Source organism: Nonomuraea harbinensis (assembly GCF_019396385.1).
GTDB classification, from domain to species: domain Bacteria; phylum Actinomycetota; class Actinomycetes; order Streptosporangiales; family Streptosporangiaceae; genus Nonomuraea; species Nonomuraea ferruginea.
Map to the genome: position 1 here is coordinate 56,934 of NZ_JAHKRN010000034.1, position 20,746 is coordinate 77,679.

At 72.0% G+C, this 20,746-nt stretch carries 16 protein-coding genes and 1 pseudogene; 8 read left to right on the forward strand and 9 right to left on the reverse strand.

The genetic code is table 11. The features are described 5' to 3' along the window. Position 1: 1 nt before the first annotated feature. Complete coding sequence (locus tag KME79_RS29720) at positions 2–1,771, reverse strand: glycoside hydrolase family 15 protein (RefSeq protein ID WP_219547723.1); 1,770 nt, start codon at positions 1,769–1,771, stop codon at positions 2–4. A 15-nt stretch (positions 1,772–1,786) separates the two neighbouring features. Further along, on the reverse strand, positions 1,787–2,389 hold the full coding sequence (gene yczE / locus KME79_RS29725) for a membrane protein YczE (RefSeq protein WP_219547725.1): 603 nt from the start codon (positions 2,387–2,389) through the stop codon (positions 1,787–1,789). A 63-nt stretch (positions 2,390–2,452) separates the two neighbouring features. Between yczE and yczR the strand changes: the two genes are divergently transcribed. Then, complete coding sequence (yczR, locus tag KME79_RS29730) at positions 2,453–3,883, forward strand: MocR-like transcription factor YczR (RefSeq protein ID WP_219547726.1); 1,431 nt, start codon at positions 2,453–2,455, stop codon at positions 3,881–3,883. A 4-nt stretch (positions 3,884–3,887) separates the two neighbouring features. Here the strand turns inward: yczR and KME79_RS29735 are convergent, their stop codons facing one another. Further along, positions 3,888–4,496, reverse strand: coding sequence for a trimeric intracellular cation channel family protein (locus KME79_RS29735; protein WP_148031324.1), 609 nt, complete (start codon positions 4,494–4,496; stop codon positions 3,888–3,890). 10 nt (positions 4,497–4,506) lie between these two features. After that, the gene (locus KME79_RS29740; RefSeq protein ID WP_219547728.1) at positions 4,507–6,000 is read right to left on the reverse strand and encodes a peptide MFS transporter; all 1,494 of its coding nucleotides are present in this window, start codon (positions 5,998–6,000) and stop codon (positions 4,507–4,509) included. A gap of 135 nt (positions 6,001–6,135) precedes the next feature. On the opposite strand from KME79_RS29740, the gene KME79_RS29745 reads away from it, so the two are divergent. The 3 genes from KME79_RS29745 (at position 6,136) to KME79_RS29755 (ending at position 9,450) form a co-directional block, all read left to right on the forward strand. After that, positions 6,136–7,971, forward strand: a complete 1,836-nt coding sequence (locus tag KME79_RS29745) for an AMP-dependent synthetase/ligase (protein ID WP_219547730.1) — start codon at positions 6,136–6,138, stop codon at positions 7,969–7,971. Between the two features lie 69 nt (positions 7,972–8,040). Further along, positions 8,041–8,847 carry an EMC1 family protein gene (locus KME79_RS29750; protein ID WP_219547732.1) on the forward strand — a complete coding sequence of 269 codons (807 nt, stop codon included), beginning with the start codon at positions 8,041–8,043 and terminating at the stop codon, positions 8,845–8,847. 126 nt (positions 8,848–8,973) lie between these two features. Then, a complete protein-coding gene (locus KME79_RS29755) occupies positions 8,974–9,450 on the forward strand; it encodes a hypothetical protein (RefSeq protein WP_219547734.1) in 477 nt (158 codons plus the stop codon). 47 nt (positions 9,451–9,497) lie between these two features. Here KME79_RS29755 and KME79_RS29760 read toward each other — a convergent pair whose 3' ends face one another. Further along, positions 9,498–10,250 (reverse strand): carbon-nitrogen hydrolase family protein, encoded by a 753-nt coding sequence (locus KME79_RS29760; protein ID WP_219547736.1) that lies wholly within the window; start codon positions 10,248–10,250, stop codon positions 9,498–9,500. A gap of 135 nt (positions 10,251–10,385) precedes the next feature. On the opposite strand from KME79_RS29760, the gene KME79_RS29765 reads away from it, so the two are divergent. Then, positions 10,386–11,549 (forward strand): pyridoxal phosphate-dependent aminotransferase, encoded by a 1,164-nt coding sequence (locus KME79_RS29765; protein ID WP_219547738.1) that lies wholly within the window; start codon positions 10,386–10,388, stop codon positions 11,547–11,549. Between the two features lie 118 nt (positions 11,550–11,667). Here KME79_RS29765 and KME79_RS29770 read toward each other — a convergent pair whose 3' ends face one another. The 3 genes from KME79_RS29770 to xylA form a co-directional block, all read right to left on the reverse strand. Then, the gene (locus KME79_RS29770; RefSeq protein WP_219547740.1) at positions 11,668–12,624 is read right to left on the reverse strand and encodes a CAP domain-containing protein; all 957 of its coding nucleotides are present in this window, start codon (positions 12,622–12,624) and stop codon (positions 11,668–11,670) included. Between the two features lie 229 nt (positions 12,625–12,853). Further along, the gene (locus KME79_RS29775; RefSeq protein WP_219547742.1) at positions 12,854–13,165 is read right to left on the reverse strand and encodes an STAS domain-containing protein; all 312 of its coding nucleotides are present in this window, start codon (positions 13,163–13,165) and stop codon (positions 12,854–12,856) included. A gap of 198 nt (positions 13,166–13,363) precedes the next feature. Beyond that, positions 13,364–14,539 carry a xylose isomerase gene (gene xylA / locus KME79_RS29780; RefSeq protein ID WP_219547744.1) on the reverse strand — a complete coding sequence of 392 codons (1,176 nt, stop codon included), beginning with the start codon at positions 14,537–14,539 and terminating at the stop codon, positions 13,364–13,366. Between the two features lie 77 nt (positions 14,540–14,616). Between xylA and xylB the strand changes: the two genes are divergently transcribed. Continuing rightward, a complete protein-coding gene (xylB, locus tag KME79_RS29785; protein ID WP_219547746.1) occupies positions 14,617–16,029 on the forward strand; it encodes a xylulokinase in 1,413 nt (470 codons plus the stop codon). Between the two features lie 573 nt (positions 16,030–16,602). Further along, positions 16,603–18,240 carry an ROK family protein gene (locus KME79_RS29790; protein WP_219547747.1) on the forward strand — a complete coding sequence of 546 codons (1,638 nt, stop codon included), beginning with the start codon at positions 16,603–16,605 and terminating at the stop codon, positions 18,238–18,240. A 20-nt stretch (positions 18,241–18,260) separates the two neighbouring features. On the opposite strand, the pseudogene KME79_RS29795 reads toward KME79_RS29790, so the two are convergent. Next, a pseudogene (locus KME79_RS29795) lies at positions 18,261–19,292 on the reverse strand (LacI family DNA-binding transcriptional regulator); the annotation flags it as partial. Positions 19,293–19,373: 81 nt separating this feature from the next. Between KME79_RS29795 and KME79_RS29800 the strand changes: the two are divergent. Beyond that, on the forward strand, positions 19,374–20,723 hold the full coding sequence (locus tag KME79_RS29800) for an ABC transporter substrate-binding protein (protein ID WP_219547749.1): 1,350 nt from the start codon (positions 19,374–19,376) through the stop codon (positions 20,721–20,723). Positions 20,724–20,746: the final 23 nt, after the last annotated feature.

Sequence of the window (20,746 nt, forward strand, 5' to 3'; positions counted from 1 at the left end):
CTCACATGAGCTTCGACAGCGCCCGCGCCGCGTGGATCAGCGGGACGTGCGAGAACGCCTGCGGGAAGTTGCCCACCAGCCTGTCGTAGCGCGGGTCGTACTCCTCGGCCAGCAGCCCGACGTCGTTGCGCAGCGCCAGCAGCCGGTCGAACAGCTCGGCCGCCTCCTCCTTGCGCCCCTGCATGGCCATGACCTCGACCAGCCAGAAGCTGCACGCCAGGAACGCGCCCTCGCCGCCGGGCAGCCCGTCGACGTCGTTGTCCTCGGCCACCGGGTAACGCAGCACGAAACCGTCGGCCATCAGCTCCTTCTCGATGGCCGCGACCGTGCCCGTCACCCGGGGGTCGTCGATCGGCAGGAACCCGAGCATGGGGATGAGCAGCAGCGCCGCGTCCAGCTCGTGGGAGCCGTAGGACTGGGTGAAGGTGTTGCGGTGCGGGTCGTAGCCCTTGTCGCAGATCTCGGCGTGCATCTTGTCGCGCGCCGCGCGCCAGCGGTCGGCCGGGCCGGTGCGGTCGAACCGCTCGACGTACTTGACCGCCCGGTCGAGGGCCACCCAGCACATCACCTTCGAGTGCACGAAGTGGCGGCGCGGGCCGCGCACCTCCCACAGGCCCTCGTCCGGCTCGTCCCAGTGTTCTTCGACGTAGTCGAGCAGCTTGCGCTGGATCGACCAGGCCCGCTCGTCCGGCCCCAGGCCGGAGGTACGGGCGAGGTAGAGCGAGCTCATCACCTCGCCGTACACGTCGAGCTGGAGCTGGTCGACCGCCTGGTTGCCGATCCTGACCGGGCGGGAGCGCTCGTAGCCGTCGAGCCAGCCGAGCTCCAGCTCCGGCAGCCGGCGCTCGCCCGCGACCCCGTACATGATCTGCAGGTCCTGCGGCCGGCCCGCGATGGCGCGCAGCAGCCACGCCCGCCACGCGGCGGCCTCCTCCAGGTAGCCGGAGCCGATGAGCGCATCCAGCGTCATGGTGGCGTCGCGCAGCCAGCAGTAGCGGTAGTCCCAGTTGCGCACGCCGCCGATGTCCTCGGGCAGGGAGGTGGTGGGCGCGGCCACGATGCCGCCCGTGGGGGCGTAGGTGAGCGCCTTGAGCGTGATCAGGGAGCGGATCACGGCGTCGCGCCACCTGTCCGGCCCCTGGTAGGAGCAGGCGCCCACCCAGCCGCGCCACATGACCTCGGTCTGCACGAGCTGGTCCTCGCACTCGATCTGGGGCGGCATCGGCTCGTGTGACGGGTGCCAGGTGAACACGAACGGCAGCCGGTCGCCCGCCTTCACCTCGAAGGTCGCGGTGTGCGCGTAGTCGCCGCCGCGCAGCGGGATCGGGGAGTGGAGCCAGGCCGAGTCAGGGCCGCCGACGGCCTGCAGGTGGCCGCCGTTGCGGCGCATCCACGGCACGATCCGGCCGTAGTCGAAGCGGACCCGCAGCTGGGTGGACATCTCGACGGTGCCCGACACCCCCTCCACGATGCGGACCACGTCGGGGTTGACGTCGCGCGGCGGCATGAAGTCGATCACCCGGACGGTGCCGGTGGGGGTGTCCCACTCGCTCTCCAGGATCAGCGTGTCAGGCCGGTAGCGGCGCCGGTCGGCCGGCCGCCTGCCGGTCGGGCCGAGCCACCAGTGTCCGTTGCGGTCGTTGCCCAGCAGGGCGGCGAAGCAGGCTGGGGAGTCGAACCTGGGCAGGCAGAGCCAGTCGATGGAGCCGTCCCTGCCGACCAGAGCCGCCGACTGCATGTCACCGATGAGCGCGTAGTCCTCGATCCGCATGCCCCGACACTAACCTCAATCGAGCGGGAACCAGCGGGTGAAGAGCTGGGTGAGCGGTCCGATGGCGAGCGCGAAGGCCAGGGTGCCGAGCCCTGCCGTGCCGCCGAGCAGCCATCCGGCGGCCAGCACGGTGATCTCGATGAGGAACCGGCTCAGCCGCACCGAGAGGCCGAGTTTGGTCAGGCCGGTCATGATGCCGTCACGCGGGCCCGCGCCCATCCTGGCGCTGATGTACAGGACCGTGGCCAGCGCGACGGACGTCACGCCGAGCGCGACGTAGAGCCAGCCGACGACCGGGTGCCCGGGGGAGGGCAGCAGGTGGAGCGCGGCGTCGGCGAACAGGCCGATGAAGATCACGTTGCTGATCGTGCCGAAGCCGGGCCGCTGCCGCAGCGGTATCCAGAACAGCATGACCACCGCGCCCACTATGATGATCATGGTTCCGATGGAGAGGCCGGTCCACAGCGCGGTCCCCTGGTGGAAGACGTCCCAGGGGCCGTTGCCGAGGCCGGATTCGATCTGGAGCCCGATGCCGCCCCCGTAGAGCGCCAGGCCGCCGTAGAGGCGGAGCAGGCGTCCGGGCAGGGAACCGGCATGCGGGATGGTCGCTTCGCTCATGATGACCTCACCGTGGCACACGGCCGGTTTGCCAAGACAGGGCCAATCCTGAAAAGTGGCCTTATGCGGTTTCTTTCGGCAGGTCAGGTGGCCCGGCTCGTCGACGCCGGTCCGCACGCGCGGCCCTACTACCGGGCGCTCGCCGACGCGATGCGCGCCGCCGTCATGGGCGGGCAGATCCCGGTCCGGGTACGCATGCCGGCCGAACGCGACCTGGCCAGGACGCTCGGCGTCAGCCGCACCACCGTGACCGCCGCCTACGACCTGCTGCGCGAGCGCGGCTTCCTGGAGAGCAGGCAGGGCTCGGGAAGCTGGACCGCGCTGCCCGACCCGGCCGTCACCGCCGACAACCCGTGGCTCGCCGTCGACGGCGAGGGTCTCATCCAGTTGCACGCCGCCGCCCCGCCCGCGCCGTCCGCGCTGCGCGCGGCCATGGCGCAGGCCGTCGAGGAGGTGCCCAGGTACGGCATGGGCAACGGCTACCACCCGCTCGGGCTGCCCGTGCTGCGCGAGCGGATCGCCGCCCGCTACACCGAGCGCGGCCTGGCCACCCGCCCGGAGCAGATCCTCGTCACCACCGGCTCGCAGCACGCCATCATGGTGGTGCTCGGCGTGCTGGCCGGCGCCGGCGACGCGATCATCGTGGAGTCGCCCACCTACCCGCACGCCATCGACGCCGCCCGCCGGCTCGGCGCCCGGGTCACGTCCGTCGGCGTCTCCTCGGGCGGCTGGCCGGAGGACCTGGTCTCCGGCGCGATGCGGCAGGCCGCCGCCCGGCTCGCCTACCTCATGCCCGACTTCCAGAACCCGACCGGCGCCCTCATGGACGACGCCACCAGGTCCGCCGTCGTGGGCGCCGCCAGGCGGGCCGGCACCTTCCTGCTCGTCGACGAGACCTGGTCGGAGCTGGCCCTGGACGAGGTGCCGCGCACCGCGCCGATGGCCGCGTTCGACACCGGCGGCACCGTGATCAGCATCGGCTCGGCGTCCAAGCTGTGGTGGGGCGGGCTGCGCATCGGCTGGATCCGCACCACGGCCGCGCTCGCCCGCCGGATGGCGCAGCACCGGGCGTCGGTCGACATCGCCAGCCCGGTGCTGGAGCAGCTCGTCGTGGCCGCGCTGTTCGAGCGCCTGGCGCAGACCAGGGCCGAGCGCCGCCGCACGCTGCGCGCCTCACGCGACGCGCTCGTGACCGAGCTGCGCGCACGGCTGCCGGGCTGGGAGTTCGCGGTGCCGGCGGGCGGCGGCACGCTCTGGATCCGGCTCGACTCCGGCTCGGCCGTCTCCCTCGCCGAGTCCGCCGCCTGTCATGGCGTACGGATCGCGCCCGGCCCTTGGTTCGGCCTGGAGGGGACGCTGGACGGCTACCTGCGGCTGCCCTTCACCCAGCCGCCCCAGGTGCTGAGGGAGGCGGTCACCCGGCTGCACACGGCCAGGCGCCTCGGCCTGACCGGGGCGGTGCGCAGGCCCGACGCGCTCAGTCCCATGGTGTGAGGGCTCATTCGCCGACGCCGCGGGCCAGGGGGGCGCGCCAGTTGTACCGCATCGCGGCGATGCGCAGCCCGAAGGTCAGCACCGCCGCCCCCAGCGCCACCGGCCAGCCGTTCAGCCCGGCCCACGACATCCCGGCCATCGCCGCCGAGCCGATGAGCGCGGGGACCGCGTACAGCTGCCTGTCGTACAGCAGCGTGGGGATCTCACCCGCGAGCACGTCGCGCAGCATGCCGCCGCCCACGCCGGTGGTGACGCCGAGCAGGGTGGCGTGCAGCGGGCTGAGCCCGTACTCCATCGCCTTGGCGGTGCCGACGGCGCAGAACAGGCCGAGCCCGGCCGCGTCCAGCACCAGGATGAGCGGCATCACCCGGGTGACGTGCGGATGCCAGAAGAACACCACGGTCGCCGCCGCCAGCGGCACCAGCACGTAGCCGAGACTCTGGAAGGCCACCGGGGAGACGTTCAGCACCAGGTCGCGCATGATGCCGCCGCCGAGCGCGGTGATCTCCGCCAGCACCGCCATGCCCACCACGTCCAGACGCTTGCGCACCCCCATCAGCGCGCCGGTGAGCGCGAAGACGAAGATGCCGACGAGATCGAAGAGTTCTGCCACGCTGGACTGTCTACCGGACCGGCGGCATCGCGGGTGGCGCGTGGTGCTCGGCCATCATGGCGCGCAGCTTGCGGTTGAACGCGAACAGCCCCAGCCCCGCGACGATCGCCATCGCGGCCAGCACCAGGTAGTAGGCCGGCTCGGACATCACGTCGCCGAGCCGCCCGGTCTGCCCGCCGACCGCGTCGCCCACCGACACCGCGATGAACCAGACCCCCAGCATCTGGCCCTTGAACGCGCGCGGCGCCAGCTTGGTCGTCACCGACAGCCCCACCGGGCTGAGCGCCAGTTCGCCGAACACCTGCACCAGGTAGACCAGCACCAGCCACCACACCGACACCCGGCCGCTCTCCGCCAGGTTCGCCGCCATCGCCATGACGACGAAGCTCAGCCCGACCATGACCAGCGCGAAGCCGAACTTCTGCGCCGTGCTCACCCGGTCGCCGAGCTTCACCCACAGCGCCGCGAACACCGGCACGAAGATCATGATGAAGAGCGGGTTGAACGACTGGGTGGTGGCCGCGTGGATCGGGATGCCGAGCAGCGACAGGTCGGTGTTGTTCTCGGCGAAGAACAGCAGCTTGCTGGGCGCCAGGTCGTAGATCATCCAGAAGATCGAGGCGGCGGCGAACAGCCAGATGTAGGCCTTCATCCTGGACCGCTCGTCCTCGCTCAGGTCGTGCGCGCCCAGCATGATGTAGCCGAAGTAGGCGATCGGCACCGCGATGATCACCGCCGTCATCACCGCGGTGAACCGGCCGAGCGTGAACGTGCCCGTCGCAGCCCAGGCGCCCAGCGCGATCGCCACCGCGCCCGCCACCCCCGCCGCCGTCAGCCCGACCCGCCGCAGCTCGTGCGGGTGCAGCGGGACCTCCGGCCGGTCGCCGACCCCGCGCAGGCTGACCCGGCCGCCGATCGTGTACTGCAGCAGGCCGAACGCCATGCCGACGGCCGCCGCGCCGAAGCCCAGATGCCACCGGTCGCCGGCCGCCAGCGAGCCGACCACGATCGGCGCGAAGAACGCGCCCAGGTTGATGCCCAGGTAGAACAGCGAGAACCCGGCGTCCCTGCGCGCGTCGTCGTCCTCCGGGTACAGCTTGCCCACCATGACGGAGATGTTGGGCTTCAGCAGCCCGGTGCCCAGGACGATCAGCAGCAGGCCGAGCCAGACGTAGGCCGGCGAAGGAACCGGGACGGCCATGCTGATGTGGCCGCACATGATGACGAACCCGCCCCAGAACACCGACCGGCGCGCGCCCAGGATCCGGTCCGCGATCCACCCGCCGGGCAGCGCCACCAGGTAGATCAGCGCGCCGTAGATGCCCACCACGGCCTGCGCGGTCTCCTGCGACAGGCCCAGCCCCTGATGGGCGGGTGAGGCGACCATGAACGTCGCCAGGATGGCGCGCAGCCCGTACCAGCTGAACCGCTCCCACATCTCCGTGCCGAACAGAGTCGCAAGCGCCCACGGGTGACCGAAGAACGTCTTGCCGTCGTTACCCATCCGGACCCTCCGGTCACAGGAAGCACGTGAATAATCACTGTACGTGACGGCTTCTCCAGATACTTGCCGCTACTCGCGCCGTATGGTGCGATGCATCCCAGCTGCGCAAGTGATTACTGACTGAAGGCGGGTGTCATGGCCGACGTCCTCGAGGTGCGGGCGGAGATCGAACGTTCCATCGCCGGGCTCACCCTGTGCGAGCAGTTGAGAAAGACCGCCGAACAATACCCCGACGCCCCCGCCTACTCCGATCCGGACGGCGACGGCTGGTCCACCCTCACCTACGGCCAGGCCAGGGAGCGGGTCCTGGAGATCGCGGCCGGCTTCGCGGCCCTGGGGCTGGAGCCCGGCGACGCGGTCGCGCTCATGATGGTCAACCGGAGCGAGCACGTGCTCGCCGACCTCGGCGCGGTGCACGCCGGAGGCGTCGGCTGCACCATCTACGGCACGTTCGCGCCGGACCAGGTCGCTTTCGTGGCGGGCGACGTGGCGGCCAAGATCGCGGTGATCGGCGGGCCCGCCGAGCTGGCCCGCTGGGAGCCGTCGCTCGACCGGCTGCCGGACCTCCGCAAGATCATCATGCTGGAGGGGGCGCCGGAGGGCGACCGCTTCATGTCCTGGCAGGACTTCCTCGACCTGGGCAGGGCCCGGCTGGCGGAGGACCCCGCCGCGGTCGAGGCCCGCTGGCGGGCCGTCACCGCCGGCGACCCCGTCACCGTCCTCTACACCTCGGGCACCACCGGCCAGCCGAAGGGCGTCCCGCTCAGCCACGCCAACGTCTTCTACGAGGTGGCCTGCACCGACCGGATGGCGAACCTGCCGCTGGAAGGCACCCAGATCTCCTACCTGACGTACGCGCACATCGCCGAGCGGGTGCTGAGCCTGTACCTGCCGCTGGTCAAGGTCTCCCACGTCTACTTCTGCACCGACCTGGCCAACCTCGGCGCGACGCTCGGGCAGGTCAGGCCCGTGCTGTTCTTCGGCGTGCCGCGCGTGTGGGAGAAGATGATGGCCCGGCTGCTCGCGGTCATGTCCACCCAGCCGGAGGAGCAGCAGGCCGCCGTGCGCCAGGCCATGGCCGCCGGCGTCGCCTGGGTGGAGGCCGGACAGTACGGCCACACCATGACGCCGGAGATCGAGGCCGCGTACGAGAAGGCCGACAGCTCGCTGCTGTCGATCATCCGCGGCATGATCGGGTTCGACCGCGCGGAGTGGACCGCCACCGGCGCCGCGCCGCTCCCCGGCGAGGTGCAGCGCTTCTACGCAGGGCTCGGGCTGAAGGTCATCGACGTGTACGGGATGACCGAGACGACCGGGGCGTTCACCGGCAACGCCCCCGACTGCTACCGCCTGGGCACCGTGGGCAGGGCCGAGCCGGGCGCCGAGGTCCGCATCGCCGAGGACGGCGAGATCCTCACCCGGAGCCCGCTCAACACCAGCGGCTACCTCAACCGGCCGGAGGCCACGGCCGAGCTCATCGACGCCGACGGCTGGGTGCACACCGGCGACATCGGCACCGTCGACGAGGACGGCTTCTACCGGGTGGTCGACCGCAAGAAGGAGCTCATCATCACGGCCGGCGGGGAGAACATCTCGCCCGCCGAGATCGAGAACCACCTCAAGGAGCACCCGCTGATCGGCCAGGCGCTCGCGTACGGCGACCGCCGCCCCTACCCGGTGGCCATCCTCACCCTCGACGGCGAGATCGCCCCCGGCTGGGCGCAGTCGCGCGGCATCTCCTACGCCACGCTCGCCGACCTGGCCGAGCACCCGGACGTGCTCAAGGAGGTGGGCGGCGCGGTGGAGACGGCCAACGCGAAGCTGGCCCGGGTGCAGCAGATCAAGAAGTGGGCGCTGCTGGGCACCGAGTGGACGCCCGAGAGCGAGGAGCTGACGCCCAGCCTCAAGCTCAAGCGGCGGGTGGTGCACAGCAAGTACGGCGATCTGATCGAGAGCCTCTACACCGACTGAGCCGGTTTTGCCATCAGGGGCGTGTGTCGTGGCCCCGGTCATGGCCGAGCGGTTCCTACCGTCTTGAGCATGATCAGATGCCTACTTCTCGCCTCGTTCGCGGCGGCGGCGCTGAGCGTGCCCGCTCCGGCGTCCGCCGCCGAGGACGAGCCCGTCATCAGGGAGATCGACGTACGGCCCGCCGCGCCCGTCGTCGGAGCCGAGGACTCCGTCCGTCTGGTGATCGACGTGGTCGCCAGGGGAGTGAGCGGGCGGCACGGGGTCGTCGTCGAGGTCGAGCCGGGCGCTCCGCCGGGGCCGGTGCTCGACAGCCGCCGGCCGGTCCGGCCGCCCGCCGCGGACGAGCGCGAGGAAGGCCGGTTCCCCCAGGAGGGACCCGGTGAGCCCAAGTCGAGCGGGTCCATCGCGGCCACGATGGCCTCGCGCCTGGTCACCGACGGCTGGCAGACCTGGCGGTTCCTGCCCGACAAGCGGCTCAACCGCTTCTATCCGGCCGGCGCCTGGACCGTGACCGTGACCGCCAGGGGCGAAGGGGGAGCGGAGCGGACCGCGTACGCCTCGTTCCAGCTCAGGCGGGAGACCAGGCTGGCGGCCGTGAAGGCGGAGCGCGACGGTGCGGGCGTGCGGGTGAGCGGCCGCCTGAAGAGGCTGGATCCGCGCGGCTACGCCGGATTCCTGCCGTTCCGCGAGCAGCGGGTCGAGATCCTGTGGCGGCGGGACGCGTCGGACGGCTGGGAACGCGCGGCCGAGGCCGTCACCGACGGCCAGGGCGGCTTCTCGCGCATCGTGCCCGGCCGGGAGGGCGGCGAGTGGCGGGTCCGCTACCCCGGGAACGGTCAGCAGGCCGAGGACGACTCGAAGATCCACCAGTTGTAGGGACAGCCGGCGGCGTTGCGGAATCGTGATCGGCTTTACCGCAACTTTTCCTTACCCTTACGCGTCATTGGCGTTGACGCGCCCTGTCGTGGGGCGCGTCCTCCTACGGGGAAGGAAGTCACTTTCATGATGCGACGACTCGCCGCCGGAGTGGCGGCGGCCGCCATGGGCGCCGCGGTGCTCGCCGGCACGGCCACCCCCGCGATGGCCGACGACGGAGGCCGCACGCGCCTGCAGATCGACGTCAACCCCGAGCCCGCGTGGCGCGGTCAGCCGCTGTCGGTCAAGGGCAAGCTCTCGGTGAAGTGCGACGAGGACTACATCGACGGCTTCGTGTCGGTCCACCACGCCGACCACTGCGACGAGACGGGCACCTGGCACCACCTCGGCTGGAAGCGGATCGTCATCCTCTTCAAGCCGGCCGGAAGCGGCAGGTGGGAGCACGTCGACACGGTCAAGACCTACCGTGACGGCTCCTTCCACACCAAGGTCAGGGCCCGCACGTCCGGCACCTGGCGCGGGGTCTTCGAAGGCTCCCGCCACCTGGCACCCTCCGAGGGCACCGACTGGGTGAAGGTCCTCGGCCACCGTCACCGCCACTGAGAAACGCACGATGTCGCCCGGTCCCCCTCGCGGGGCGACCGGGCGATCTACTTTGTAAAGGCGAAGCTCCGGTCGGCCCGGTTGCGGCGGAACCTGCCCAGCCGCTCGAAGTCCAGCTCGTACGCGGCGACGGCGGCCGACGGCTGGGCGGTGAAGAACCCCGCGCCGTCAGCCGGCGACGGGTTCGCCAGGCCGGTCACCCCCGCGCAGGGCTGCCCGTGGTACCCGGCCTCGTGATGCCAGTCGCTGACCGCCACGTACGTCATGAACTCGTACGCCCGCGCCACGCTCATGTGCTCCCACAGGCTGCGCGCCGGGCCGGGCGTGGGCCACTGTGTCACCGAGAACGCGGGCACCACCACCACGTCGGCCGGCGGGCCCGCCAGGCTCCCCGAGTACCACAGGTCGGCGCAGAGCAGCACCCGCACCCGGCGGCCGGCCACCTCGAAGCCGTCCCCGATCGGCGCGGGCACGACCCCGTCGTCCCGCTCGACCCCGTACGGGTGGGACTTGCCGTACCCGGCCAGCACCTCGCCGGACGCGGAGACCGCCAGACCCTGGTTGACCTTGTCGGCGCCGGCGGGCGCGTAGTGGGAGCCGCCCACGACGGCGGCGCGGGCCCGTGCCGCCAGGCCGCGCAGCCGCTCCAGGTACTCCCGCCGCGGCAGCTCGGAGCCGGCCAGCTCGGGGAGCACCACCAGGTCGGCGGGCGGGGCGCCGGCCAGCAGCGTCTCGACGGCGGTGAGGTTCGCGTGGCCGTCGGGGGACCAGCGGGCGGGCTGGACGAGGAGGATCCGCACGAATCCGCTCCTTCGGGGGTTTTCCTCGCATCATGCCAGGCGGCCCCGAGGCGGCCTCGGGCCGTCCCCCCGCTGAACCCGGGTCTGCCCTGGCGCGTACCTTCTCACGTTCTGTTCAGGTGCCATGGAGGTGTCGTGGAGCTCAGCCTTTTGCGTGCCCAGGCGCACAGCCCTTCGTACTTCTCGTTGCTGCGCGGCTCCGACGGCCAGCGCCCGCCGGTGGACTTCTGCATCCCGTGCAACCCGTACTTCCCCACGCCGGAGATCTTCGAGCACCTGGGGAGGAACCTGGAGACGATCCTGAAGTTCTACCCGAGCGGAGCCGACACCATCACCGCCGAACTGGCGGCCACGATGGGGCTCCACCCCAAGACCGTGGCCATGGGCAACGGCTCCACCGAGCTGATCACCTGGATCGACCACCTGCTGGTGCGGGAGAGCCTGGCGATCCCCATCCCCACCTTCGGCCGCTGGACCGACCAGCCGATGGAGACCGGCAAGCGGGTCGACATGTATCCGCTGCTGGAGAGCCGGGGCTTCGCGCTCAACGTCAACGACTACGTGTCGTTCATCCGTACCCGCGGCTCCCGCGTCGCGGTCATCTGCAACCCGAACAACCCCGACGGCGGCTACCTGCCCAAGCACGAGGTGCTGCACCTGCTCGACCAGCTCATCGACCTCGACCTGGTGATCGTGGACGAGTCGTTCGGCGACTTCGTGGACGCCGAGCCCTACCCCGGGGTGGCGGCGGAGGCGGCGGTCCGGCCGAACGTGATCGTGCTGCGCAGCCTCGGCAAGAACTTCGGGCTGCACGGCATCCGCTTCGGCTACCTGGTCGCCAATCCGGCGCTGGCCGGGAAGATCGCGGACGCGCTGCCCAAGTGGAACCTGAACTCGTTCGCCGAGGTGGTCGTGTTCATGATGAAGCAGTGCATGGGCGAGTACCAGGAGAGCCTGCGGCGCCTCGCCCAGGACCGGCGCGCCATGTACCACCAGCTGTCGTGCATGCCGGAGCTGACGGTGTTCCCGTCGCAGGGCAACTTCCTGCTGGTGAAGCTGCCGTCCGGCTTCGACGGGGTGCCGCTGCGCGACCACCTGCTCGCCGAGCACGGCGTGTACGTCCGCGAGTGCGGCAACAAGCTGGGCACCACCAGCCAGTTCCTGCGCCTGGTGGTGCGCCCTCAGGAGGACGTGCGGCGGCTGCTGGTCGGCATGACCCAGTTCCTCTACTCGGGGAGCCTGCACGAGGTGCCGGTGATCGGGGTGCACCACCGTCACCCGAACTCGCTGTCGGCCTGACATGCCTGGTAGGTCTGGGGGGGGCGCGGCGGCTGACATGCCGCGGCGCCCCGCGGTGGGAGTCGCGAGGCGCCGCGGTCTCCTCCACACGCCGCGTGAGGAGAAGCTCAGCAGGCTGTCAGCGGGCGGCGAAGTTCTGGGTCCAGTAGATCTGGCCCGAGGAGTTCTTCACGGCGCCGACGCCGATCAGGTTGTACGAGCAGTTCATGATGTTGGCCCGGTGACCCGAGCTGTTCATCCAGGCCTTGACCACGTCGGCCGGCGTGCGCTGGCCCATGGCGATGTTCTCGGCCCAGCCGCGGCCGCCGGTGAAGCCGGCCTGCCGGATGCGGTCCATGAACGAGCGGCCGTCCTGCGAGGTGTGGCTGAAGTAGCCCTTCTTGGCCATGTCCGAGGAGTGCCCGGCGGCGGCCTTGTTCAGCTGCGGGTCGTGCTTGAGCGGCTGGCAGCCGCCCTTGGCGCGCTCGGCGTTGGTGAGGCGGACGACCTCGTTCTCCTCGGCCGTGCCCACCGTGCCCGGCGACGAGGTCGTGGTGGGCTGGGGAGCCTGGGTGGCGGTGCGGGTGGGGGTCGGCCTGGGCGTCTGCGTCGCCGTGCGGGTCTGGGTGGGCGTCGGCCTCGGCGCCTGCGTGGCGGTGCGGGTGGCCGTCGGAGCGGGCTGGGGAGTCCTCGTCGCGGTGGGGACCGGCGTGGCGGCCAGGTCGCACTCCTTCACGCGGACCGCCCGGGACTTGCCCGCGTGGCCGCGGTAGTCGGTGGCGACGGCGTAGTACGTGCCCGGTGCGCACGCCATCGCGACGGTGACGCGAGGGCTGCGGCCCCGGTCGGCGCCGCTCTTGAGGATCCGGTCCTTGCCCGGCACCGCTCGCAGGATGCGCACGCGTACCGTGCCGTAGCTGTAGCAGCCGCGCAGGGCGGCGGTCGCCCGGATCTTGCCGTCGTCGGCGAGACGCGGCTTGGTCACGGAGACGCGGCAGGCCGACTGGGGCACCGTCGCGGCGTTCGCCGTGGCGACGGGTGCCGAGAGCGCGGCCGCGCCCACGAGGCAAGCGAGTACCCCTAAGGGTCTACGCATGTGGGGATTCCTTCCAGTTTGCGGTAGAGAGGCTGGATGGATTCCGCATTCTGCCGAGTCCGTCTCGCCTTTGTCACCAAAAACCGGATATTTGTGTAAACCAAAGGGGCCTCTCAGGCGTCTGGGACGCCTGCGAGAGGCCCCTTCTCATGGGGATACGCGGACAGGTGGGACTCGGTTCACCACTGCCGCCGTCGAACGCGCGGCCACCGGCCCGCGCGGAGGCCGGTCAGCCGAGCCCGAAGGCGTCCAGGAGCCCGGCGATCCTGAGCTGGTCGAAGACCCGGGGGGTCGGGTTGACCACCCTGAACCCGGCCTCGACCTCCCACGCCGACTTCATGGCGTCGACCAGCACGCCGACTCCGGAGGAGTCGAGGAACGTCACCTCGCCCATCTCGACCCGCACCGCGCGGGGCCGCCGCGCCGTCACCGCGGAGGAGATCGTCTCCCGCACCCGCGCGGCGTTCGTGAAGTCGATGTCGCCGCGCAGCACCACGGTCAGCGTCCCGTCCGTGACCTCGCCCACCGAAACCACGTCCATGTCGCGTTCGCCTCCTCGGAGCCTGGGCGAGCCCTCGCCTGCTTGCCCGTACGCTGCCATACTCGGCCGCGTCCGGTCGAACCGGCCCGGCGCGGCGTCCGCGCCGGGCTTCCCCCACCGCTGTCTATCATCGGGACCTCCGCGCCGCTACGGCGGGCTGCCGGTCGATCGTGCGGCGGCGTGTGCGGGGACGGCCGGTCAGCGGGCGCCGAGCAGGTGGTCCATCGCCAGCTGGTCCAGGCGCTCGAACGCCATGCCGCGGCCGCCCGCCGCGTCCGCGTCGAACTCCTCGAAGGCGGTGCGGTCGGCCAGCAGGTCCGCCAGCGACTCCCCGTCCGCCAGCGTCGGGCGGGCCAGGTCGTCCAGCCGGGCCGCCCGCAGCGCCTCCTGCACCTCCGGGTCCGCGCGGAACGCCGCCGCGCGCTCCTTCAGCAGCAGGTACGTCCGCATGTTCCCGGCCGCCGAGGCCCACACGCCGTCGATGTCCTCGGTGCGCGGCGGCTTGAAGTCGAAGTGCCGCGGGCCGGCGTATCCGCCGGTCTCCAGCAGGTCCACCACCCAGAACGCGTCACGCAGGTTGCCGGCGCCGAACCGCAGGTCCTGGTCGTACTTGACGCCGGTCTGGCCGTTCAGGTCGATGTGGAAGAGCTTGCCGTGCCACAGCGCCTGGGCGATGCCGTGGGTGAAGTTGAGCCCGGCCATCTGCTCGTGGCCGGTCTCGGGGTTGACGCCGACCAGCTCGGGATGGGCGAGCTCCTCGATGAACGCCAGCGCGTGGCCGACGGTGGGCAGCAGGATGTCGCCGCGCGGCTCGTTCGGCTTGGGCTCGACCGCGAAGCGCAGATCGTACCCCTGGCCGAGCACGTACTCGCCGAGCAGGTCGAACGCCTCCTTGAGCCGGTCCAGGGCCACCCGCACGTCCTTGGCCGCGCCGGACTCGGCGCCCTCGCGCCCGCCCCACGCCACGTACACCTTGGCGCCCAGCTCGACGGCGAGGTCGATGTTGCGGATGGTCTTGCGCAGCGCGTAGCGGCGCACGTCGCGGTCGTTCGCGGTGAACGCGCCGTCCTTGAAGACCGGGTGCGTGAACAGGTTGGTGGTCGCCATCGGCACCACGAGGCCGGCCGCGTCCAGCGCCTGGCGGAAGCGCTTGACGTGGCCTTCGCGCTCGGCGTCGGTCGAACCGAACGGGATGAGGTCGTCGTCGTGGAAGGTCACGCCGTACGCGCCCAGCTCGGCGAGGCGGTTGACGCTCTCCACCGGGTCCAGCGGGGGGCGGGTGGCGTCGCCGAACGGGTCGCGGCCCTGCCATCCGACGGTCCACAGGCCGAACGAGAACTTGTGCTCCGGGCGGGGAGTGAGGCTGTCAGTCATCGGACTCCTATTCGTAAGGGCAAAAAACAAATTAATATGCGGGAGCGCGGTAGGGAAGCCCACAACCGGGAGGCACCATGTCGGCACAGCGCGTCGTCATCGGCATCGACAGCTCCACCCAGTCGGCGAAGGCCGTCGCCGTGGACGTGGACACCGGCGCGATCGTGGGAGAGGGCCGCGCCCCGCACAGCGTGACCTCGGGCGCGGGCCGCGAGAGCGACCCGGAGCAGTGGTGGCGGGCGCTGTGCGCGGCCGTCGAGCAGACCGGCTGGGCCGGCCGGGCCGGCGCGGTCTCCGTCGGCGGCCAGCAGCACGGCCTGGTCACCCTCGACGAGTCCGGCGCGCCCGTCCGGCCCGCCCTGCTCTGGAACGACGTCCGCTCCGCCGGGCAGGCGGCCGCGCTGGCCGACAAGTACGGCCCCGAGACGCTCGCCCGGCGCACCGGCAGCGTGCCGACGGCGGCGTTCACCATCTCCAAGTGGCTGTGGCTGCGCGAGAACGAGCCGCACCACGCCGCGCGGGCCGCGGCCGTCCGGCTGCCGCACGACTACCTCACCGAGCGCCTGACCGGCGAGGGCGTCACCGACCGCGGCGACGCCTCCGGCACCGGCTGGTGGACACCCCAGGGGTACGACACGGACCTGCTGCGCGACATCGGGCTCGACCCCGCGCTGCTGCCCAGGGTCGTCTCGGGACGGGCGGGCACCGTACGGGCGGGCGGGCCGCTGCCCGAGGGCACCCTCGTCGCCTCGGGCACCGGCGACAACATGGCCGCCGCGCTCGGCCTCGGCCTCGAACCCGGCACCCCCGTGCTCAGCCTCGGCACCTCCGGCACCGTCTACGCCGTCACCCGGCAGCACCCCGAGGACCCGACCGGCATCGTCGCCGGGTTCGCCGACGCGCTGGACAACTGGCTGCCGCTGGCCTGCACGCTCAACTGCACCCAGGCCATCGACAAGATCGCCGCCCTGCTCGGCCGGGACCGGGAGGCGGTCGAGCCGGGCGGCGACGCCGTCGTGCTGCCGTTCCTCGACGGCGAGCGGACCCCCAACCTGCCGCACGCCGCCGGGCTCGTGTACGGGCTGCGTCACGACACCACCGCCGGGCAGGTGCTGCAGGCCGCCTACGACGGCGCCGCCGCGGCCCTGCTGGCGGCGCTCGACGACGTGCTGCGCGCCGGCGGCGAGCGGCCCGACCCGGCCACGCCGCTGCTGCTCATCGGCGGCGGCGCCAGGGGCGCCGCCTGGCGGCAGACGATCCTGCGCCTGTCCGGGCGGCCGGTGCTGGTGCCGGCCGCGGCCGAGCTCGTCGCCCTCGGCGCCGCCGCCCAGGCCGCGGCCCTCCTCACGGGCGAGGCCCCGGACGCGGTCGCCCGCCGCTGGGGCACGGCCCGCGGCGAGCTCCTGGAGCCGGTGCCCAGGGACGTCGCGGCGGTGGAACGAATCGCCGGCACCCTGCCCCGCGCCGGCCAGCTCTTCACCCGGCTCTGATGTCGGAAGAACCGCCATGCGCCCCCACCGGCTCCGATCCGCGAGAACCGCCATACGTCCCACCGGCTCTGATCCGAGAGAACCGTCATGCACCCCTTCCCTCAGCCCCACGCCACCGGCCCCCCTGCCCGCCCAACCCTCCACCCCCGCCCCTCGTACCCTTCCTGGTCCGTCTTCCCTCCTGTACCGGCGCGGAGACCTGCTGACCACGCCGGGAGCCCTCGCAGGCTGTCCCCGGCCACGGCGCGTACGCTCCCTGGTCCGGGCCGCGTACGTTCCCTGCTCTGGTCCTTCGGTCAGTGCGACGGGGGCAGTGCTGGGGATGCCCGCCGGTCTTGGTCTTTGGCGCGGGCTGTGTGGGGCGGGTCGGGCGCTCCCCACTCCGGTTTTCCGCCCGCACCGAGTACGCTCCCCGGCCCGGTTCTTGGGTCTGTGTGATCGAGGGTGACGCGCGGGTGAGCGTTGGTCTGGGTTTTTGGTGGGCGGGCCCGGCTGTTTGGTTGGCGCTTCGGTACGGTTTGCGCCGTTGGGGGTGGTCGGTCAGGTGAGGGCGTTGTTCGGGGGAGGTCCGGGGTGAGAGGCGGGACGCGGCCCGCGTCGCAGCGGAGCATGCGGCAGCACAACCTGGCCCTGGTCATGGGCACTGTCGCCGAACGCGGCCCGGTGTCCAGGGCGGCCGTCGCCGGGCACACCGGGCTGACCAGGGCGGCCGTGTCGAGCCTGGTCGACGAGCTGCTCGCCGCCGGGCTGCTGACCGAGCTGGGACCGGCCGCCAACGGGCGGGTCGGGCGGCCGGGCAGCGCGCTCATGGTCAGCGACCGGGGTCCAGCCGGGCTCGGGCTGGAGGTCGGCGTCGAGCACCTGGGCGTGTGCGTGACCGACCTGCGCGGCCAGGTACGCGCCTGGACGGTGGTGGACAGCCCGAACGCCGCTCTGCCGCCCGCCGAGGTGCTCGCCCGGCTGTCCGCGCTCGCCGACGACGCGACGGCAGACGCTGCCGGGCTGGGGTTGCGGCCGGTGGCGGCGGTGATGGCCGTGCCCGGCCTGGTCGCCGACGCCTCCGGCACCGTCGGGAGCGCCCCCAACCTGGGCTGGCACGACGTGCCCGTGGCGGACCTGTGGCCGGGCGCGCTGCCGCCGCGGGTCGAGAACGAGGCCAACCTGGGGGCGCTCGCCGAGCTCTGGGCGCACCCGGTGGCGTCCGACTTCATCCACGTCTCGGCGGAGAGCGGCATCGGCGCCGCCCTGGTGGTGGGCGGCCGCCTCTTCACCGGCGCACGCGGCCTTGCCGGCGAACTGGGCCACATGCCGGTCCACCCCGACGGCCCGCCCTGCTCCTGCGGCGCCCGCGGCTGCCTGGAGCAGTACGCCGCCAAAGCCGCCGTCCTCCGCACCGCCGGCCTCCCTTCCCCCTCCGCCCCCACCACCCCTGGGGTAGAACCTCGGATGACGGCCCTTTCACCTGACCTGGGTGCCGCGCCGGCGAGGCAGCAAGCGGCTCCTTCCGGTTCCGGGAACCCTCCGGCGACGTCTTCCGGGAGCGGGGGCACTCCGGCGGATCCTCTCTACGATTCAGGCGCCCCCGGGCGGCAGGCGGCTCTGCCTTACGGAGCGGCTGCCGGTCAGGCTGGGCACGAGGCGGCTCCTTCCTCGGGTTCCAGAGGCTTGGGGGCAGGGCTCCCGGCGGCTCTTCCGTACGGACCCAAGGGCGTCTCGACAGAGGGCCGTGCGACGGTTCCCGGTGCGCACGAGGCGGGGCTTCCGGCGGCTTCCTCTGATCCCGGAATACCTGTGGCCGGCCTCCTGGTGGATCCCGATGCGCCTGGGGCGGGGATCCAAGAGCGGTCTGGCGGATGGGGTGGACGGATGCCCGGTCCCGATGGGATCGGGTTGCTGGCGGCGCGGGCGCGGGAGGGGGACGCGCGGGTGGTGGCGGCGCTGGAGGAGGCTGGGAGGGCGCTGGGGACGGCGCTGGCCGGGGCGGTGAATCTGCTCGACCCGGCCGCCGTGGTGCTCGGCGGGGCCTATGCGGAGCTGGGGGAGTGGCTGGTGCCGCCGATACGGCGGGAGCTGGCCGCGCGGGTGACCGTACGGGAGTGGGACCCGGAGGCGCTGACCGTGTCGGAGCTGGGGAGGCGGGGGCCGCTGCTGGGAGCGGCGCTGGCCACGGTGCGCTCGGTGCTGGAGGACCCGGCCGCGCTCTGGGCCTGAACCCCGAGGGTGCTCTCCCGGGCGATCAGCGTGTGGGAGGCGCACACCTCCTGAGGACGCCGGTCGGGAGCCGGGCCCGCCAGGAGGCCGGCGAGCAGGTCGACGGCCGTCTGGGCGATGCCCGCGCGGTCGGGCGCGATGGTCGACAGCGACGGGGTGGAGAACCGCCCGTCCTCGATGTCGTCGAAGCCGAACAGCGCGATGTCGTCCGGCACCCGCACCCCGCGCGACAGCAGCGTGCGCAGCGCGCCCAGGGCGAGCGTGTCGTTGAAGCAGAAGACCGCGTCCGGCCCGGCCCCGGAGTCCAGCAGATCGGCCATCGCCCGGGCCCCGTCCGCGCGGTGGAAGGCGTCCACGGGCACGACCAGCGCGGGGTCCTCCGCGAGCCCGGCGGCGGCCAGCGCCTGCCGGTAGCCGCGCAGCCGCAGCCGCGCCGTCGCCCCGGACGCGGCCTGGCGCGCGCCTATCGCCGCGATGCGGCGCCTGCCCAGCCCGGTCAGGTGCGAGGTGGCCTCTTGCGCCGCGGCCACGTTGTCGATGCAGACATGGTCGTACGCGGTGCGCCGCCGGCCGATCCGCTCGCCGAGCAGCACCATCGGCGTGTGGTCGGCGCGCTGGGCGAGGTCGGCGGCGGTGAGCGCGAGCGGGCTGAACAGCAGGCCGTCGATGAGGTGGGCCCGGATGCCCGACACGACCAGGCGCTCCTTGGCGCGGTCGCCCTGCGTCTGGTCGATGAGCACGGTCCAGCCGTGCCGGTCCGCCGCGGTGATCACGTTGGTGGCCAGCTCGGCGAAGTAGGGGATGTCCAGGTCGGGCACCGCCAGCGCGATCACCCCCGACCGGCCCTGCCGCAGGTTGCGCGCGGTCAGGTTGGGCCGGTAGTTCAGCTCGGCGATGGCCCGCTCCACCCGCTCCCGGGTCTCCGGCTTGACGAACGGATAGCCGTTGACGACGTTGGAGACCGTCTTGATCGACACTCCGGCGAGCTCGGCGACGTCCTTCAGTCGTGGCTGCACAGAGGCACTATAGCCGGGTTTCCAACGATGTAACACTTCAGTCTCCTCCTGTTTACAACGTTGGATTCATCGATGTAGAAATGCGGTCATCTCACCACCGTTGGGGAAGTGATCGTGATGACCGAGACGTCTACCCACACCCTCACCCGCCGCGGCCTGCTCGGCCTCGGCGCCGGCGCCGGCACCGCCCTGCTCCTCGCGGCCTGCGGCGGAGGCGGCGGTCCCGCCGGCCCCGCGGCCCGTCAATCCGGCCCCGCCTCCGCCGCCCCGACCGCCTACACGGGCCCGAACGTGACCCTGTCCTTCTGGAACGGCTTCACCGGCGGTGACGGCCCGTACATGAAGAAGCTCGTGGACCAGTTCAACGGCGAGCACCCCAACATCAAGGTGACGATGAACGTCTACCAGTGGGCGGACTACTACGCGAAGGTGCCCGCCGCGGTCACCGCGGGACAGGGGCCAGACCTGGGCATCATGCACGTCGACAGCGTGGCGACCAACGCCGCCCGCCAGATCGTGCTGCCGCTGGACGACCTGGCCGCCTCGCTCCAGCTCGCCGAGGCCGACTTCTCCCCGCCGGTCTGGCAGGCCGGCACCTACAAGGGCGGCAGGTACGCCATCCCGCTGGACGTGCACCCGCTCGGCATGTTCTACAACAAGACCGTCATGCGGGAGGCCGGCCTCGACCCGGAGAAGCCGCCGCAGACCGCCGGCGACTACCTGGCCGCGCTGGAGGAGCTGAAGAAGGCCGGCGTGCAGGGCCACTGGGCGACCCCGTTCCCGTTCACCGGCACGTTCCAGTTCACCAGCCTCCTCTACCAGCACGGCGGCACGCTCTTCAACGACGACGCCTCCACGGCCATGTTCGGCGGGGACGCCGGCGTGCAGGCCCTGACCTGGCTCGTCGACCTGGTCAAGAAGGGCTACAGCCCGAAGAACGTGGGCCAGGACGCCGACGTCATCGCGCTGAAGAACGGCAAGGCCGCCTTCAACTGGAACGGCATCTGGACCATCAACACCCTCAACGAGGTCGAGGGCCTGGAGTGGGGCGTCGCGCCGCTGCCGCAGATCGGCTCCCAGCCGGCGGCGTGGGCGGGCTCGCACCAGTTCGTGGTGTTCAAGCAGCGCAGCCAGGACGACGACAAGCTCACCGCGGCCAAGGTGTTCATCAACTGGATCAGCCGCCACTCCCTGGAGTGGGCCAAGGGCGGCCAGGTCCCCGCCCGCAAGGCGATCAGGGAGAGCGCCGAGTTCCAGGCGCTGAAGGAGCAGGCGACCATCGGCTCCCAGATCGACCACCTGTTCTTCCCGCCGCCGGTCGCGGGCGTCGCCGACGTCAGCCCGCTCATCGACACCGCCGTCAACAGCGCGATCCTGCTCAAGAAGGAGCCGGCGGCCGCCCTGTCGGACGCCGTGACCAAGGCCGACAAGCTCCTGGAGCAGAACCGCAAGAAGTACGGCGGCTGATCCCGTGGTGGACGTACGCATCC

Bases quoted from the DNA above. Each gene is read 5' to 3' on its own strand.
- KME79_RS29720 (WP_219547723.1), bottom strand. From the start codon at position 1,771: ATGCGGATCGAGGACTACGCGCTCATCGGTGACATGCAGTCGGCGGCT.
- yczR (WP_219547726.1), top strand. From the start codon at position 2,453: ATGCGGTTTCTTTCGGCAGGTCAGGTGGCCCGGCTCGTCGACGCCGGT.
- xylA (WP_219547744.1), bottom strand. From the start codon at position 14,539: ATGACTGACAGCCTCACTCCCCGCCCGGAGCACAAGTTCTCGTTCGGC.
- KME79_RS29755 (WP_219547734.1), top strand. From the start codon at position 8,974: ATGATGCGACGACTCGCCGCCGGAGTGGCGGCGGCCGCCATGGGCGCC.
- KME79_RS29775 (WP_219547742.1), bottom strand. From the start codon at position 13,165: ATGGACGTGGTTTCGGTGGGCGAGGTCACGGACGGGACGCTGACCGTG.
- yczE (WP_219547725.1), bottom strand. From the start codon at position 2,389: ATGAGCGAAGCGACCATCCCGCATGCCGGTTCCCTGCCCGGACGCCTG.
- KME79_RS29740 (WP_219547728.1), bottom strand. From the start codon at position 6,000: ATGGGTAACGACGGCAAGACGTTCTTCGGTCACCCGTGGGCGCTTGCG.
- KME79_RS29750 (WP_219547732.1), top strand. From the start codon at position 8,041: ATGATCAGATGCCTACTTCTCGCCTCGTTCGCGGCGGCGGCGCTGAGC.
- KME79_RS29745 (WP_219547730.1), top strand. From the start codon at position 6,136: ATGGCCGACGTCCTCGAGGTGCGGGCGGAGATCGAACGTTCCATCGCC.
- xylB (WP_219547746.1), top strand. From the start codon at position 14,617: ATGTCGGCACAGCGCGTCGTCATCGGCATCGACAGCTCCACCCAGTCG.
- KME79_RS29770 (WP_219547740.1), bottom strand. From the start codon at position 12,624: ATGCGTAGACCCTTAGGGGTACTCGCTTGCCTCGTGGGCGCGGCCGCG.
- KME79_RS29800 (WP_219547749.1), top strand. From the start codon at position 19,374: ATGACCGAGACGTCTACCCACACCCTCACCCGCCGCGGCCTGCTCGGC.